Source organism: Cellulosimicrobium funkei (assembly GCF_900155925.1).
Taxonomy (GTDB): domain Bacteria; phylum Actinomycetota; class Actinomycetes; order Actinomycetales; family Cellulomonadaceae; genus Cellulosimicrobium; species Cellulosimicrobium funkei.
In genome coordinates this window covers 303,919-317,987 of the sequence record NZ_FTMI01000002.1, presented here as the reverse complement: position 1 = coordinate 317,987, position 14,069 = coordinate 303,919, and the positions used below count along the sequence as shown (strand labels likewise).

14 protein-coding genes are annotated in these 14,069 nt (G+C 74.3%); 9 read left to right on the top strand and 5 right to left on the bottom strand.

The genetic code is table 11. From position 1 onward, the window contains the following. The first annotated feature begins 43 nt into the window (after positions 1-43). From BXA05_RS20435 to BXA05_RS05720, 4 genes are all read left to right on the top strand, one after another. A complete protein-coding gene (locus tag BXA05_RS20435; protein ID WP_061269373.1) occupies positions 44-496 on the top strand; it encodes a hypothetical protein in 453 nt (150 codons plus the stop codon). After that, positions 493-849, top strand: coding sequence for a winged helix-turn-helix domain-containing protein (locus tag BXA05_RS20430; protein ID WP_076404606.1), 357 nt, complete (start codon positions 493-495; stop codon positions 847-849). The genes BXA05_RS20435 and BXA05_RS20430 overlap by 4 nt, the downstream gene beginning before the upstream one ends. An 86-nt stretch (positions 850-935) precedes the next feature. Beyond that, positions 936-1,574, top strand: a complete 639-nt coding sequence (locus BXA05_RS05725; RefSeq protein WP_083711535.1) for a DNA-3-methyladenine glycosylase I — start codon at positions 936-938, stop codon at positions 1,572-1,574. A gap of 57 nt (positions 1,575-1,631) precedes the next feature. Continuing rightward, positions 1,632-3,074: an L-serine ammonia-lyase gene (locus tag BXA05_RS05720; RefSeq protein ID WP_076404604.1), complete on the top strand. Its 1,443-nt coding sequence runs from the start codon at positions 1,632-1,634 to the stop codon at positions 3,072-3,074. A 126-nt stretch (positions 3,075-3,200) separates the two neighbouring features. On the opposite strand, the gene BXA05_RS05715 is transcribed toward BXA05_RS05720, so the two are convergent. Both BXA05_RS05715 and BXA05_RS05710 read right to left on the bottom strand, forming a co-directional pair. Further along, positions 3,201-3,743: a DapH/DapD/GlmU-related protein gene (locus BXA05_RS05715; RefSeq protein ID WP_021483787.1), complete on the bottom strand. Its 543-nt coding sequence runs from the start codon at positions 3,741-3,743 to the stop codon at positions 3,201-3,203. Positions 3,744-3,763: 20 nt separating this feature from the next. After that, positions 3,764-5,068 carry a glycosyltransferase gene (locus BXA05_RS05710; RefSeq protein WP_076404271.1) on the bottom strand — a complete coding sequence of 435 codons (1,305 nt, stop codon included), beginning with the start codon at positions 5,066-5,068 and terminating at the stop codon, positions 3,764-3,766. A 152-nt stretch (positions 5,069-5,220) separates the two neighbouring features. On the opposite strand from BXA05_RS05710, the gene BXA05_RS05705 reads away from it, so the two are divergent. The 3 genes from BXA05_RS05705 to BXA05_RS05695 are packed head-to-tail and all read left to right on the top strand — an operon-like array spanning position 5,221 to position 7,363. Beyond that, complete coding sequence (locus tag BXA05_RS05705) at positions 5,221-5,907, top strand: TetR/AcrR family transcriptional regulator (protein ID WP_244550393.1); 687 nt, start codon at positions 5,221-5,223, stop codon at positions 5,905-5,907. Between the two features lie 3 nt (positions 5,908-5,910). Continuing rightward, positions 5,911-6,510: a sulfite oxidase-like oxidoreductase gene (locus tag BXA05_RS05700; RefSeq protein WP_076404269.1), complete on the top strand. Its 600-nt coding sequence runs from the start codon at positions 5,911-5,913 to the stop codon at positions 6,508-6,510. Continuing rightward, entirely contained in the window at positions 6,503-7,363 is an 861-nt protein-coding gene (locus tag BXA05_RS05695) for a ferredoxin reductase (protein WP_076404268.1), read from the top strand. Before BXA05_RS05700 ends, BXA05_RS05695 begins: the two co-directional genes overlap by 8 nt. A gap of 15 nt (positions 7,364-7,378) precedes the next feature. On the opposite strand, the gene BXA05_RS19985 is transcribed toward BXA05_RS05695, so the two are convergent. Further along, positions 7,379-7,546, bottom strand: a complete 168-nt coding sequence (locus BXA05_RS19985; protein WP_170963139.1) for a hypothetical protein — start codon at positions 7,544-7,546, stop codon at positions 7,379-7,381. 653 nt (positions 7,547-8,199) lie between these two features. Here BXA05_RS19985 and BXA05_RS05685 point away from each other — a divergent pair. After that, a complete protein-coding gene (locus BXA05_RS05685; protein ID WP_076404266.1) occupies positions 8,200-11,583 on the top strand; it encodes a discoidin domain-containing protein in 3,384 nt (1,127 codons plus the stop codon). Between the two features lie 24 nt (positions 11,584-11,607). Here the strand turns inward: BXA05_RS05685 and BXA05_RS05680 are convergent, their stop codons facing one another. Next, a complete protein-coding gene (locus BXA05_RS05680; protein ID WP_076404265.1) occupies positions 11,608-12,207 on the bottom strand; it encodes a pyridoxamine 5'-phosphate oxidase family protein in 600 nt (199 codons plus the stop codon). A gap of 94 nt (positions 12,208-12,301) precedes the next feature. Further along, positions 12,302-12,760, bottom strand: a complete 459-nt coding sequence (locus BXA05_RS05675; protein ID WP_076404264.1) for a hypothetical protein — start codon at positions 12,758-12,760, stop codon at positions 12,302-12,304. 158 nt (positions 12,761-12,918) lie between these two features. Here BXA05_RS05675 and BXA05_RS05670 point away from each other — a divergent pair, with 158 nt between their 5' ends. Continuing rightward, positions 12,919-13,989: an App1 family protein phosphatidate phosphatase gene (locus tag BXA05_RS05670; RefSeq protein WP_076404263.1), complete on the top strand. Its 1,071-nt coding sequence runs from the start codon at positions 12,919-12,921 to the stop codon at positions 13,987-13,989. The last annotated feature ends 80 nt before the right edge of the window (positions 13,990-14,069 follow it).

Genomic DNA, 14,069 nt, shown 5'->3' with positions numbered 1-14,069 from the left:
AAACCACTTGCCATGATGGAAAGTAGATGCTTCGATGGCATCCATGAGCACCGACGACACGACCTCCTTGGCGCCCCTCGACGCGGCAGCCGCTCTCGACCGTGCCGACCGCCTCGCCGGCGCCACCCGGGCGCGCGGGTGGCGGTGGGTCCGGCTCTACCTGACGGGGTGGGCCGTCGCGAGCGTCGGGCTGGTGCTCGCGATCGGGCTCGGCGGCCGCGTCGGCTTCGTCGTCGGCATGGCGGCCTGGGTCGCGATCGTCACCGTCGGCGCCACGTGGGCGGGGCGGCAGGGCGCCCTGGCCGTCGGCACGCGACGCCGGATCGCCGTCGGCGCCGTGTCCTGGGCCGTGGTCTACGGGGCCGTGCTCGTCGCCGGGCTGGTGGTGTGGCCCGGCTCCGTGGCGTACTGGGTGCCCGCGGCGCTCGTGAGCGCCGTCCCGCTGCTCGTCGCGGCGTGGCGGCCCGCCCCGCGGGACGCGGCGGTGACGGCGTGACGACGCACCGTCCCCCGGCGGGTGACGGCTCCGCCGTCGACCACCACCCGCGCCACACGCTCGACGAGGTGATCCACTCCCCCGTGCGCCTCTCCGTCGTCGCCGCGCTCTCGGGCGTCGAGAAGGCGGACTTCCGGACCCTGCGCGACACCATCGAGCTGTCCGACTCGACCCTGTCGAAGCAGCTCACGGTGCTCGAGGACGCCGGGTACGTCGAGATCAGCAAGGAGCGTGCCGGACGACGCACGCGCACCTGGGCGCGCCTCACGCCCGCCGGCGCCGCCGCCCTGCGCGCGCACCTCGACGCGCTGCGCGCGATCGCGGAGGTCGCGCTGCCCCCGGCCGACGCCTGACCACAGGCGCCTCGGCGCACGCGCCCGGACGCACGCCGTCCACAGGGACCTCGTGGGTGTCGGCGGGAGGCGGCAGAGTGGGGCGCATGACGACCGAGACCGACGCGTTCACCCCGCTCGCCGTGCCCGACGACGCGCCTCCCGCGCCGCGCCCCGGCGCCCGCTGCTTCGGCGACGGCGACCCGCTCTACGAGGAGTACCACGACACCGAGTGGGGGGTGCCGGTGCACGGGGACACCGCGCTGTTCGAGCGTCTGGTCCTCGAGGGCTTCCAGTCCGGGCTGTCCTGGATCACGGTGCTGCGGAAGCGACCGGCCTTCCGCGAGGTGTTCGCGGGGTTCGACCCCGAGGCGGTCGCGGCGTTCGACGAGCCCGACGTCGAGCGGCTCCTGACGGACGCCCGCATCATCCGCAACCGCCAGAAGATCACGGCGACGATCGACAACGCGCGGGCGCTCCTCGCCCTCCAGGCCGGCGGCGGCTCGCTCGACGAGCTGGTGTGGTCGTTCGCGCCGCCCGCGCGCTCCGGCCGGCCCGCCACGTGGGGCGACGTCCCGAGCACGAGCCCGGAGTCGGTCGCCCTGTCGAAGGCGCTCAAGAAGCACGGCTTCCGGTTCGTCGGGCCCACGACGGCGTACGCGGCCATGCAGGCGTGCGGCCTGGTGGACGACCACCTCGCGACCTGCCCGGTCGCCATGAGCCGTCCCGCGCCCACGCGCTCGTGACCGATTCGCTATAGCAAAATCCGCCCGCATCGTGGACGAGGTGCGACCATGGTGGGCATGAGCGCCTACGTCTCGGTCCTCGACCTGTTCTCCGTCGGCGTCGGCCCGTCGAGCTCGCACACCGTCGGGCCGATGCGCGCGGCGAAGGCGTTCGTCACGACCCTGGCCGCGGACGACACGCTCGGCAGTGTCGCCGGCCTGCGGGTCGTGCTGTGCGGCTCGCTCGGCGCGACGGGCGTCGGCCACGGGACGCCGGACGCCGTCGTCGCGGGCCTGCTCGGCCTCGACCCCGAGACGTGCGACCCGGCGCGCGTGCCCGGGTCGTGGGAGAAGCTCGGCGACGGCGCGCCCGTCACGCTCCTGGGCCGCCACCGCATCACCATGACGAGCGACGACGTGCGCCTCGCGCCGCTGACGCGCATGCCCGGTCACCCCAACGGGATGCGCTTCACCGCGCTCGACGCCGACGGCGCGACGGTCGCCGAGGAGGCGTACTACTCCGTCGGCGGCGGGTTCGTCCTCACCGCGGCCGAGCTCGAGGCAGCCGCCGCGAACGAGGCCGCCCAGGTCGGGGCCGAGCTCGCGGGCGAGGCGATCGACCCGCGGACCGAGCCGGCCGGTGTGCCGTTCCCGTTCGCCAACGCGGCCGAGCTCCTCGCGGTGTGCGAGCGCGAGCGGACGTCCATCGCCGCGGTCGCCTGGGCCAACGAGACCGCGCTGCGTCCGGTGGCCGAGGTCGAGGCGGGCGTCGACCACATCTGGGACACGATGAGCGCGTGCGTCGACGCCGGGCTGGAGCGCGACGGTTTCCTGCCCGGGCGGCTGAAGGTCCGGCGTCGGGCCCGCGCGCAGCGCGAGCGCCTCGAGCTGGCCGACGAGCGTGGCGCCGACACGACGATCGAGTGGCTCCAGGCCTTCGCGATGGCCGTCAACGAGGAGAACGCCGACGGGCGGCGCGTCGTGACCGCCCCGACGAACGGCGCGGCCGGGATCATCCCCGCCGTCGGGCGGCACTTCCTGCGCACGCACCCGGACGTCGCCGCCGACCCGGCCCGCCGTCGTCGGGCGATGCGCACGTACCTGCTCACCGCCGCCGCCATCGGCGCGCTGTACAAGCGCAACGCGTCCATCTCCGGCGCGGAGGCCGGGTGCCAGGGCGAGGTCGGGTCGGCCTGCTCCATGGCCGCCGGTGCCGTCTGCGCGGTGCTCGGCGGCACGCCCGCCCAGGTCGAGAACGCGGCCGAGATCGCGATGGAGCACAACCTCGGCCTCACGTGCGACCCCGTCGGGGGGCTCGTCCAGGTCCCGTGCATCGAGCGCAACGCCATCGCCGCGTGCACCGCCGTCTCCGCCGCGCGCCTCGCGCTCCAGGGCGACGGCTCGCACGTCGTCTCGCTGGACACCGTCATCGAGACCATGCGCCAGACGGGCGTCGACATGTCGACCAAGTACAAGGAGACCTCGACGGGCGGCCTCGCGGTCAACGTCGTCGAGTGCTGAGCCGGAGCGCAGCGGAGCAAGCACAGGGTCCAGCACGACCGAGGGCACGAGTGCTGAGCCGGAGCGCAGCGGAGCAAGCACAGGCTCCAGCACGACCGAAGGAACACGTGCTGGGCCGGCGGTCGCTCACCAGGTGCGGCGGACGTCCGCCCGCGGCCCGGTCACGAGGCTGCGTGGCGGGACGTCGTCGGTGACGACGGCGCCCGCGGCGACGACGGCGTCGCGACCGATGGTCACGCCGGGCAGGATGGTCGCGCCCGCGCCGATCCACACGTTCTCGTGGACGTCGATCGGGCCGCCGGTGAGCCAGACCTTGCGGTCGTCGGTGTCGACGGGGTGCCCGACGGTGATGAACGTGACCCGCGGTGCGACCAGCACGCGGTCGGCGAGCCGGATGCCGGCGTAGTCGAGGAACGTGCAGTTCTGGTTGACGAAGACCCGCTCACCGAGGTCGAGGTGCAGACCGTGGTCGGTGAAGAACGGCGGGTAGATCGTCGTGCGCGGGGGCAGCGGTCGCCCGAGGATCTGCTCGAGGAGCCGGGCCTTGCCGTCCTCGTCGTCGAACGGGAGCACGTTGAGCCGCGAGGTGAGCGCGGTCGCCTCCAGCACGCGCTCGGACATGGCGCGGAACTCGGGACCGTGGATGCGCATGAGCAGGTCGCTGGGCATCCCCCGATCCTCCTCCCCCGTCAGCGTGCGGCACGGGGCGCGGCGCGCCGGGCGACGACCTCCTCCACGACCGCGACGACGCCGTCCTCCCCCGGCGCGGCGGCGATGCGCTCGCCGAGGCGCGCGGCGGCCCGGGTGTACGCGGGGTCGTCGAGCAGGCGGCGCACCGCGCGTCGCACCTGGGCGGGTCGCGGTGTGCTGGTCCGCAGCCGCACGCCCGTCCCGGTCCACGCGACGCGGGCCGCGACCTCCGCCTTGTCCTCCGTCTTCCCGGCGACGACGACGGGCACGCCGTGCCGCAGCGCGTGGTGCACGCCCCCGTAGCCGCCGTTCGTCACGAGGACCGACGTGCGCGGGAGCAGCGCGTCGTACGGGAGGTACTCGGCGGCGCGCGCGTTCGCGGGCAGCGCGCCGAGCGTCTCGACGGGCCGCCCGCCGGTGGCGGCGACGACGAGCACGTCCTCGTCCGCGAGCGCGCGCAGGGTCGGGACGAGGAGCTGGCACGGGTCCTCGTTCGCGACGGTGCCCTGCGTGACGTGGACGACGGGGCGGCGCGTGCCGAGGTCGTCCCACCAGGCAGGGAGGTCGCCGTGCGCGGCGACGGGTCGCGGCGGGCCGACGAACCGGACGGGCGTGACGACGTCGGGCCGCCGGTACTCGAGCTCGGGGACGGTGAGCTGCACGACGGCGTCCGCGTCGGCGGGCCAGCCCAGGAAGAACGTGTCGCTCGGGGTGGCGCCGGTCGCGCGCACCATGTCCTGCGCGGCGCGCTGCGGCGCGGCGAACGCGACGCCCTCGACGAACCGGTGCAGCGCCCGGTTGCGCAGCACCCCGAGCGGCCCGCGCGCGGGAAGCACGCCGAGGCCGAACGGTGCGGTGAGGTCGCTCTTCAGCCCGAGCGGGAAGATGCCCAGCGCGAGCACGGGTGGGCGTCGGTCGGCCGGGGTGGCGACGAGCGCCATCGCACCGAGGAACAGGGGCTCGACGAGCACGACGTCGGCCGGGCGCGCGGCGAGGGCGTCGAGGACGGCGCGGTGCTGCGCGGCGCCCGGCCGGACGAAGATCTCGAGCATGTCGTGCCGGATCGCGTCGAGACCGGTGCGGCCCGCACGGCCCGGGAAGGCGGCCGCGAGGTCGCGGTCGTCGAAGTCGGCGGCGGCGGGCAGCGGCACGTGCTCGGCGCCGACTGCCTCCACGGCCGCGGCGAAGCGCGCCCCGGTGAGGAACCGGACCTCGTGGCCGTGGGCGACGAGCGCGCGCGTGACCGCGAGCAGCGGGGTGACATGAGCGTGCACGGGGGTGGAGCAGAGCAGGACGGTGACCATCGGTGTGCCTCTCTCGGGCGGCGCGGGACGCGCCGGTCGGACGGGAAGGCGCGGGACCGGGCCGTCCGCGCGAGGACGCCGAGGGGGGAGGCGGCGTGTGAGAAGATCGGTAACCGTCAGGAGTATTCATCACCCTGGAGGGGTAGTCAATAGTGGTCCCCCGCGCCTACACGTCCGACCTCCGCGCCGAGCAGGCCGCGCGCACCCGCGAGCGCGTCGTGCGCGCGGCGGCCGAGGAGCTCGCCGAGCGCGGCTACGAGCGCACGACCCTCGCGCGCGTCGCCGAGCGGGCGGGCGTGTCCCTCGAGACCGTCAAGGCGCACGGGCCCAAGCGCGCCCTGCTCCTCGCGGCCTTCGAGGTGACGTTCGCAGGGTCCGAGGGCCAGGAGTCGCTCGCCGCCCGGCCCGAGGGTCGCGCCGTCGCCGGGACCACCGACCCCGAGGCCTTCCTCGACGGGCTCGTCGCGCTCGTGGCGGCGGCGAACGAACGCGTCGCGGCCCTGTGGTCGGCGTTCACGTCGGCGGCCCGGTCCGACGAGGCCGTCGCCGCCGAGCTCGCGGCGCTCCTCGACCGCCGTCGCGCGGACCTGCGCGCGAGCGTCGACGTGCTCGCGGACCACGGGTTCCGGCTGCGCGCGCCGCGGGACGAGGCCGCCGAGACCCTGTCCTACCTCCTCGCGCCGGAGGGCTGGACGCACTTCGCGGCCGGTGCGGGCTGGTCGCGCGAGCGGTACCGCGCGTGGCTGCGCGACGCCGTCGTGCGGCTCGTCGCCGCACCGCCGCCGGGCGACGCGGACGCCTCACCCCTGGCGCGGCCTGGCGGGCCGCGCCTACCGTGAGCCATGAGCACCCTCACCCCCGGCTTCCAGGGCCGGCCACGCCCGCAGGGTGTGGCGCTCCCGCCGGGCCAGTACGTCGAGACCGGTTTCCCCGTGCTCTCGGCAGGGCCCACACCGCGCGTCGACACCGCGACCTGGCGCTTCGACGTCACCACCGAGACCGGCGCGACCCGCTCCTGGTCGTGGGCCGACCTCCTGGCGCTCCCCCAGGACGAGCCGACCGTCGACATCCACTGCGTCACCCGCTGGTCGAAGTTCGGCACGTCCTGGCGCGGCGTCTCGCTCGACACGCTCCTCGGCGAGGTCGAGTCCACGGCCGACTTCGCGATGATCGGCTGCTACGGCGGCTACACGACCAACCTCCCGGTCGCCGAGCTGCTCGGCGGCAAGGCGTGGGTCGTGCACACGTTCGACGGCGCTCCGCTGCACCCCGTGCACGGCGGCCCCGCGCGGCTCCTCGTGCCGCACCTGTACTTCTGGAAGTCGGCGAAGTGGGTCAACAGCATCACCCTCATGCCCATGGACCGGCAGGGCTTCTGGGAGCGGCTCGGCTACCACGACCTCGGCGACCCGTGGCGCGAGCAGAGGTACCAGGGTGACTGAGGCGCCCGTCCGCCTCGGCGCGCGGTACGCGACGCCGTCGCGCTGGCAGGTCGCGACGCTCGTCGACGCGTGGGCGGAGAGCCCGTCCGCGCGGACGCTCGTCCTCGAGGTCCCCGCGTGGCCCGGCCACCTCGCCGGCCAGCACGTCGACCTGCGCCTCACCGCGCCCGACGGCTACACCGCCGAGCGCAGCTACTCGATCGGCAGCGCCGCGACGCGCACCCCTCTGCCCGACGACGACCCCTCCCCGGGCGGTCCGCCCGCCGTCCCGCAGGACGGCACGGTGCCCGACGGCGGCGCCCCCGCGCGCGTCGAGGTCACCGTCCAGCGGGTCCCCGGTGGCGAGGTCTCGACGTACCTCACCGACGTGTTCGCGGTGGGCGACGCGATCGAGCTGCGCGGGCCGGTCGGCGGGTGGTTCGTCTGGTCGCCGGAGCGCGACGCCGGGACGCCCGTGCTGCTCGCGGCCGGTGGGTCGGGCCTCGTCCCGCTCATGGCGATGCTCCGCACCCGGCGCGACGCCGGCGACCGCACGCCGTTCCGGCTCGTGTACTCGGTGCGCCGTCCTGAAGACATGCTGTACGTGGACGACCTGGACCGCCTCGCCGCCGCGCACGACGGGCTCGACGTCCACGTGGTCCACACCCGTTCGACCCCGCTCGGCTCGACGCGCGGGCCGGGCCGCGTCGAGCGGCGCGAGCTCGCCACGTGGGGCTGGCCGCCCGAGATCGAGCCCGCGTGCTTCGTGTGCGGGCCGACGGGCTTCGTCGAGGCCGTCGCGCGGCAGCTCGTGGCGCTCGGCCACGACCCGGCGCGGATCAAGACCGAGCGCTTCGGGCCAGCGGTCGACTGACCGCGACGGAGCACGTCAGAGCGGCGGCGGCCAGCCCGCGGGTCCGCGCGCGGCGCGCTCGGCGAGCACGCTGCGGAGCAGCATGATCGTCAGCACCAGCGCCCAGATGACCAGCACCGCGGTCGTCACGAGCACGAGGACGTAGAGCAGGCTGAGGAACCCCAGGCCTGTGGACAGCATCATGCGCGGACCCTACCGGTGCGCAAGGGTCGCACCCCGCCGACACAGGTCGGAGAGAAGGCGGCGAGGCCGAGGTCCACGAGCCCTGCCTCGAGCCGCTCGCGGCCGGGTACGGCGCCGGGGCGCTCGAGGCCGACCTCGGGTCGGACGCCGGCCTCGAGCCGCTGGACCGGCGGGTCGCGCACCACACGGGCGTGCTGATCGAGGAGGCCGCCGTCGAGCGCGGAGGAGGACGGCACCGTCACGGCGGCCGCGACCCGCGCCACCGACCCCTGCCCCCGGGCGCCCGGCCCCCGTTCGTCGCGGTGAACCCTGCGCGCGCGAGGGGGCACCGTGGTTCGCCGAGGGAAGAGCGGGCCCCCCTCGCGACGGCGGCTGCTCGTGCGACCAACCGGGCGCATGGGGTGCTTGCGACATCTCTTGACGCGCCCTTCACCCGGCAGTAGCGTTCTTGCGTGTTGACGCAAGAAATCAACACTCCGTTGTGCGGTGCGGCACAGCGGGTCCGCAATTCTCGAAGGTACTGACCCGAGCCATCCGGCCACGGCCGGACGTGCGCCGTGGCCCGTCCTCCGACCCGGCCGTCCGGTCCGGTGCGGGGTCGCGCTCGGCGCGGCCTGACGCCCGTCGACGACGACGGGAGATCGAGGACACCGATGAGACATCGACCCAGCACGTCGAACCGCACACCTGTCCGCGCACCGCAGCGCCGGCGCCGGCTCCGGCTCGTCGCCGCGACGGCGGCGGCGACCGCCCTGCTCGTCCCGCTCGGCCTGACGACCACCGCGACGGCGGCGCCCACGGTGCTGTCCACCGGCAAGGCGACGGCCGCGAGCAGCAACACCTCGCCGTACCTGTCCGGCAACCTCACCGACGGCAACCAGAGCACGTACTGGGAGTCGACAAACAACACGTTCCCGCAGTGGGCGCAGGTCGACCTCGGCGCGACCGCCACGGTCGAGGACCTCGTGCTCAAGCTGCCCACGGGCTGGGGGGCGCGCAGCCAGACCCTCAGCGTGGAGTCGAGCACGGACGGCTCGAGCTTCACGACCCTCACGGCGAGCCAGGCGTACACGTTCGCCCCGGGGTCCGGGAACACCGTGACGATCGACGTGCCGGACACGCCTGCCCGCTACGTGCGCGTGCAGATCACGGCGAACACCGGCTGGCCTGCCGGGCAGCTCTCGGAGCTCGAGGTGCGCGGCACCGCCGGCGGCACGGACCCGGGGCCCGGGAACCCCCAGCCGCCCGCCGGCACCAACCTCGCCCTGAACAAGCCGATCGAGGCGTCGTCGACGGAGTGGCAGTTCGTGGCGAAGAACGCGAACGACGACAGCACGTCGACCTACTGGGAGGGCGCGGGCGGCCAGTACCCGAGCACGCTCAGCGTGTCCCTCGACTCCGCGACGCAGCTCACGAACGTCGTCGTCAAGCTCCCGCCGGCGTCCGCCTGGGGCCCGCGCACCCAGACCTTCGAGGTCCAGGGTCGCGCGACCGCGACCGGCGCGTGGCAGACGCTCAAGCCGTCGGCGGGCTACGCGTTCTCCCCCACGTCGGGGAACACGGTGACGGTGCCCGTCACCGGCACGGCCAAGGACGTGCGCCTCCGGTTCACCGGGAACACCGGCTCCGGCAACGGCCAGGTCGCCGAGCTGCAGGTGTTCGGCACCCCCGCGCCCAACCCCGACCTCGTCGTCACGAGCGTCACCGCGACCCCCGCGTCACCGCTCGAGTCGCAGGCGATCACGCTGTCGGCCGTCGTCAAGAACATCGGCACCCAGGCGTCCGCCGCGACCGACGTCGCGTTCACGCTCAACGGCCAGACGGTCGCCACGAAGCCGGTCGGCGGCCTCGCCGCCGGCGCCCAGGCGACCGTCACCGCCGACGTCGGCGCGCGCCCCGCAGGCAGCTACACGATCGGCGCGGTCGCCGACGCGGGCGGCACGGTCCCGGAGCAGGACGAGAGCAACAACGCCTACGCGAACCCCACCCCGCTCGTCGTCACGGCCGTCCCGAGCTCTGACCTCGTCCCGACGCTCACGTGGGCGCCGACCAACCCGTCGGCGGGCAGCACGGTGACGTTCTCCGCGACGATCGCCAACCAGGGCAACGTCGCGACCTCCGCGGCGGCGCACGGCCTCACCGTGACCGTGACGAACAAGGCGACGGGCGCCGTCGTGCGCACCCTCACCGGCTCCGTGAGCGGCGCGATCGCCGCGGGCGCGAGCAGCGCGAGCGTCAACCTCGGCACGTGGACCGCCGCGAACGGCAGCTACGACGTCAAGGTCGTCGCCGCGCCGGACTCCACCGAGGTCGCCGCGAAGCAGGCCAACAACACCGCGACCCGCGCGCTGTTCGTGGGACGCGGCGCCAACCTCCCGTTCGACACGTACGAGGCCGAGGACGGCGTCACGGGTGGCGGCGCGAGCGTGCTCGCTCCCAACCGCGTCGTCGGCGACCTCGCAGGCGAGGCGTCCGGCCGTCGCGCGGTGACGCTCAACCAGACCGGCGCCTACGTCGAGTGGACCACCAAGGCTCCGACGAACACGCTCCTCACCCGCTTCTCCATCCCGGACTCGGCGGGCGGCGGCGGCACGAACGCGACGCTGGCGATCTACGTGGACGGCCAGTTCCTCAAGAACATCGACCTGACGTCGCGCTACGCGTGGCTCTACGGCAACGAGACCAACCCGGGCAACCAGCCCAGCCAGGGCGCGCCGCGCCATATCTACGACGAGGCGAGCACCCTGCTCGGCACCACGGTCCCCGCGGGCTCGAAGATCCGCCTGCAGAAGACCGCGCAGAACACGTCGCAGTACGCGATCGACTTCGTCGACCTCGAGCTCGCGACGCCGCGAGCCAACCCGAACCCCGCGCAGTACACGCAGCCCACGGGCTTCACGCACCAGGACGTCCAGGCCGCGCTCGACAAGGTCCGCATGGACACGACGGGGACGCTCAAGGGCGTCTACCTGCCCGCGGGCGACTACCAGACGGCGAGCAAGTTCCAGGTGTACGGCAAGGGGGTCGACGTCGTCGGCGCCGGGCCGTGGTTCACGCGGTTCTTCGCGCCGCAGGGCCAGGAGAACACGGACGTCGGCTTCCGTGGCGAGGCGAGCGCCAACGGCTCGTCGTTCCGCGACTTCGCCTACTTCGGCAACTACACGTCGCGCATCGACGGGCCGGGCAAGGTGTTCGACTTCGCCAACGTGAAGAACATGACGATCGACAACATCTGGGTCGAGCACATGATCTGCATGTTCTGGGCCTCGAACATGGACGACTCGGAGGTCAAGAACTCCCGCATCCGGAACACGTTCGCCGACGCGATCAACATGACCAACGGCAGCGCGAACAACCACGTGCACAACAACCAGGCGCGCGGCACGGGCGACGACTCGTTCGCGCTCTTCGCGGCCACCGACAACGGCGGCAGCGGGCAGCGCGGCAACGTGTTCGAGAACCTCACCTCGACCAACACGTGGCGCGCCGCCGGGCTCGCGGTCTACGGCGGCCAGGACAACACGTTCCGCAACATCTACATCGCGGACACCCTGGTCTACTCGGGCGTCACGATCAGCTCGCTCGACTTCGGGTACCCGATGGAGGGCTTCGGCCCGGCGCCCACCGTGTTCGACGGGATCACCGTCGTCCGCTCCGGCGGGCACTTCTGGGGCAACCAGGTGTTCGGGGCCGTCTGGATGTTCTCGGCGTCCAAGGCGTTCGGGAACATCCAGGTGAACAACCTCGACGTCGTCGACCCGACGTACTCCGGGATCATGTTCCAGACGAACTACGTCGGCGGGCAGCCGCAGAACACCTTCCAGAACCCGACGTTCACCAACGTCACGATCACCGGGGCGAAGAAGAGCGGCGACGCCTACGACGCCAAGTCCGGCTACGGCATCTGGGCCAACCCGATGCCGGAGGCGGGCCAGGGGCCGGCCGTCGGCACCGCGACGTTCACCAACCTCACGTTCTCGGGCAACTACCGGGACATCGAGAACACGACGTCGACCTTCACCATCACGCGCAACTGACCCCGCCCGACGCCGCAGCCCGCCTCACGGGGCGGGCTGCGGCGCGCGCGGCGACCCCGGGCCCGGCTCCGGACCGTCCTGGCCGAACCGCCACCGCATCGCCGCGTGCTCGGACGTGCGCTCGTACGCGAACACGACCTCGGGCCGCACGGCGAAGACGAGCGCCGGGTCGCCGTCGTGGAGGAACACGCCGTCCCCGACGTCGAACGTCCAGTCGTCGCCGTACTTGCAGCGCCACCGCTCGGCGAGGCGGCGCAGCGCCGCGTCGTCGGTGACGCGCGCGGCGGTGCCCTCGACGACGACGTCGAGCGCGTCCTCGTAGGCGTTCGTCCCGGTCGTGAGGACGACGCGCGCGTTCTCGGCCAGGTTGCGGGCCTTGCGCTCGTCGGGCCCGGTGGTCACGTGGAGGCTGCCGTCGGCGACGACCGTCATGAGCGGCGTGACGTGCGGGCGCCCGTCAGGGCGCACGGTCGAGATCCACGAGATCTCGGCCCGTTCGAGCGCGCCGCGCACCGTCTCCCACGGGACGGGGCGCGCGCCGGGAGAGCTGAAACCGGGGACGAGCGTGCCCTCGGGTGCGTCGGGGGCGTCGGGTCGCGCGGCCGGCTGGTCGGTGGTGGTCATGGCGGTCCTCTCGTCGGTCCTGCCCCTGGGACCGACGAGCGCGCCCGGACTCATCGGTCGCGCGGACCGCGGTCCTGCGCCGACCGACGGGACGTCACCGCACGTCGTCGGGGCCGGCCTCGTGCCCGGGGCGGCCCGCCGTGCGCCGGTCCTGCTTCATCCGGGCCTCGAACAGGTGCCGTGCGCCGCCCGCGAGCCCGTCGCGCGCGGCGCGCTCGTGCTCGCGGAACGCCGACCAGTAGCCGTCGTCGTACTCCTCGACGAGCTGGAACGTCCAGCGGCCGGGGACGACGTTGCGGCCCACGAGGTCCGTCTCGATGCGGTCCGCGACCTCGGCGTGCCCTGCGGCGCGCAGCTTCTCGACCGCGTCGCCGAGGGCGAGGTCCGCCTCGCCGGTGAGCTGGTGGAACGTGTAGAGGTGCCCGCGCGCGCGTTCCGTCGTCTCGAGCGCCTCGCTCAGGGCCCCGAGCGCCTCGACGGTCGCGTCGCTCACGCCGTCGGGCACGGGGCGGCCGGGCAGGTCGGCAGGGTTCCGGGAGGTCTCGTCGCTCACGCGGCCACGCTAGGCACGACCCGCCGGGCCCGCACGCGCTCGTCGGCGACGGCCGCCGTCCCGAGCGACGACCGCCGCCCCGAGCGACACCCCGCGCTCGTGGGCAGGCTGTGACAGGGTTGACCCGCCACCCCCGACCGAGGACAGCGCCGCGAGCCATGCCACAGACCGCACCCGTACCGACCGTCCCGAGCGAGCCCACCCCGAGCCAGCGCCCCCACCGGGCCGCGCGGCTCGAGGACCGGTGGCGCGCCGTCGTCTCCCGCTTCCAGAAGGCCCGCGGGTGGCGCCCGCGCGTCGAGCCGTTCGCCGGCTACGGGAGCCCGCGCCGCGTGCGCGTGCTGGGCCGGGTGCTGCTCGCGAGCCCCGCGTTCGACCCGGCGCTGCACGAGCGCGAGTCCGCGGACCGCCGCGGCTGGCGGTACTTCTTCACCGCCCCGGCCCCGCGCGAGGAGGTCCGCGTGCGGGTGGGCAGCACGACGGTCGACCTCGTGTCCGACCGCGGCGGCTACCTCGACCGGGTGATCGACGTCGACCTCGCGCCGGGCTGGCACGACGTCTCGTTCCGGACGTCGGCGGGCGCGACGGCGACCGGCCGGGTGTTCGTCGTGGCCGACGGGCGCCGGCTCGGCGTCGTCTCGGACATCGACGACACCGCGATGGTGACCGCCGTCCCGCGCCCGTTCATCGCGGCGTGGAACACGTTCGTGCGGCACTCGAGCGCCCGCGTGCCGGTGCCGGGCATGGCGGCGCTGTACCGCGGCATCGCGACGTCGCGGCCCGGCACCCCGTTCGTCTACGTGTCGACGGGCGCGTGGAACACCGCCGCCAACCTGCGGCGCTTCCTCCAGCGCCACGGCTTCCCGCCCGGCCCGCTGCTGCTCACCGACTGGGGCCCCACGAACACGGGCTGGTTCCGCAGCGGCCCGGAGCACAAGGACACGTCGCTCGACCGGCTGTTCCGCGAGCTGCCTGACGTCGACTGGCTGCTGATCGGCGACGACGGACAGCACGACCCCGACATCTACGCGCGCGCCGCGCGGCGCCACCCGGGCCACGTGGCGGCCGTCGCGATCCGCGAGCTGACGCCCGCGCAGCAGGTCCTCGCGCACGGCTCACCGCTGCCCGCGCCGGGCAGCCTGCCGGGCGACGTCGGGGGCGTCCCGACGGCGCACGGACCCGACGGCGACGCGCTCACCCGTTCGCTCGCCCGGGTCCTGCACCGCTGACCGTCCGGCGCCGCTCGGGGCCCCGCACCACGAGGTAGAGGCGCGGTCCGAGGACCACGCCTCTACCTCGCGCGTCAGGG

Coding starts and splice junctions, on each gene's coding strand:
- BXA05_RS20435 (WP_061269373.1), top strand. CDS start 44: ATGAGCACCGACGACACGACCTCCTTGGCGCCCCTCGACGCGGCAGCC.
- BXA05_RS05725 (WP_083711535.1), top strand. CDS start 936: ATGACGACCGAGACCGACGCGTTCACCCCGCTCGCCGTGCCCGACGAC.
- BXA05_RS05720 (WP_076404604.1), top strand. CDS start 1,632: ATGAGCGCCTACGTCTCGGTCCTCGACCTGTTCTCCGTCGGCGTCGGC.
- BXA05_RS05715 (WP_021483787.1), bottom strand. CDS start 3,743: ATGCCCAGCGACCTGCTCATGCGCATCCACGGTCCCGAGTTCCGCGCC.
- BXA05_RS05710 (WP_076404271.1), bottom strand. CDS start 5,068: ATGGTCACCGTCCTGCTCTGCTCCACCCCCGTGCACGCTCATGTCACC.
- BXA05_RS05700 (WP_076404269.1), top strand. CDS start 5,911: ATGAGCACCCTCACCCCCGGCTTCCAGGGCCGGCCACGCCCGCAGGGT.
- BXA05_RS19985 (WP_170963139.1), bottom strand. CDS start 7,546: ATGATGCTGTCCACAGGCCTGGGGTTCCTCAGCCTGCTCTACGTCCTC.
- BXA05_RS05685 (WP_076404266.1), top strand. CDS start 8,200: ATGAGACATCGACCCAGCACGTCGAACCGCACACCTGTCCGCGCACCG.
- BXA05_RS05680 (WP_076404265.1), bottom strand. CDS start 12,207: ATGACCACCACCGACCAGCCGGCCGCGCGACCCGACGCCCCCGACGCA.
- BXA05_RS05670 (WP_076404263.1), top strand. CDS start 12,919: ATGCCACAGACCGCACCCGTACCGACCGTCCCGAGCGAGCCCACCCCG.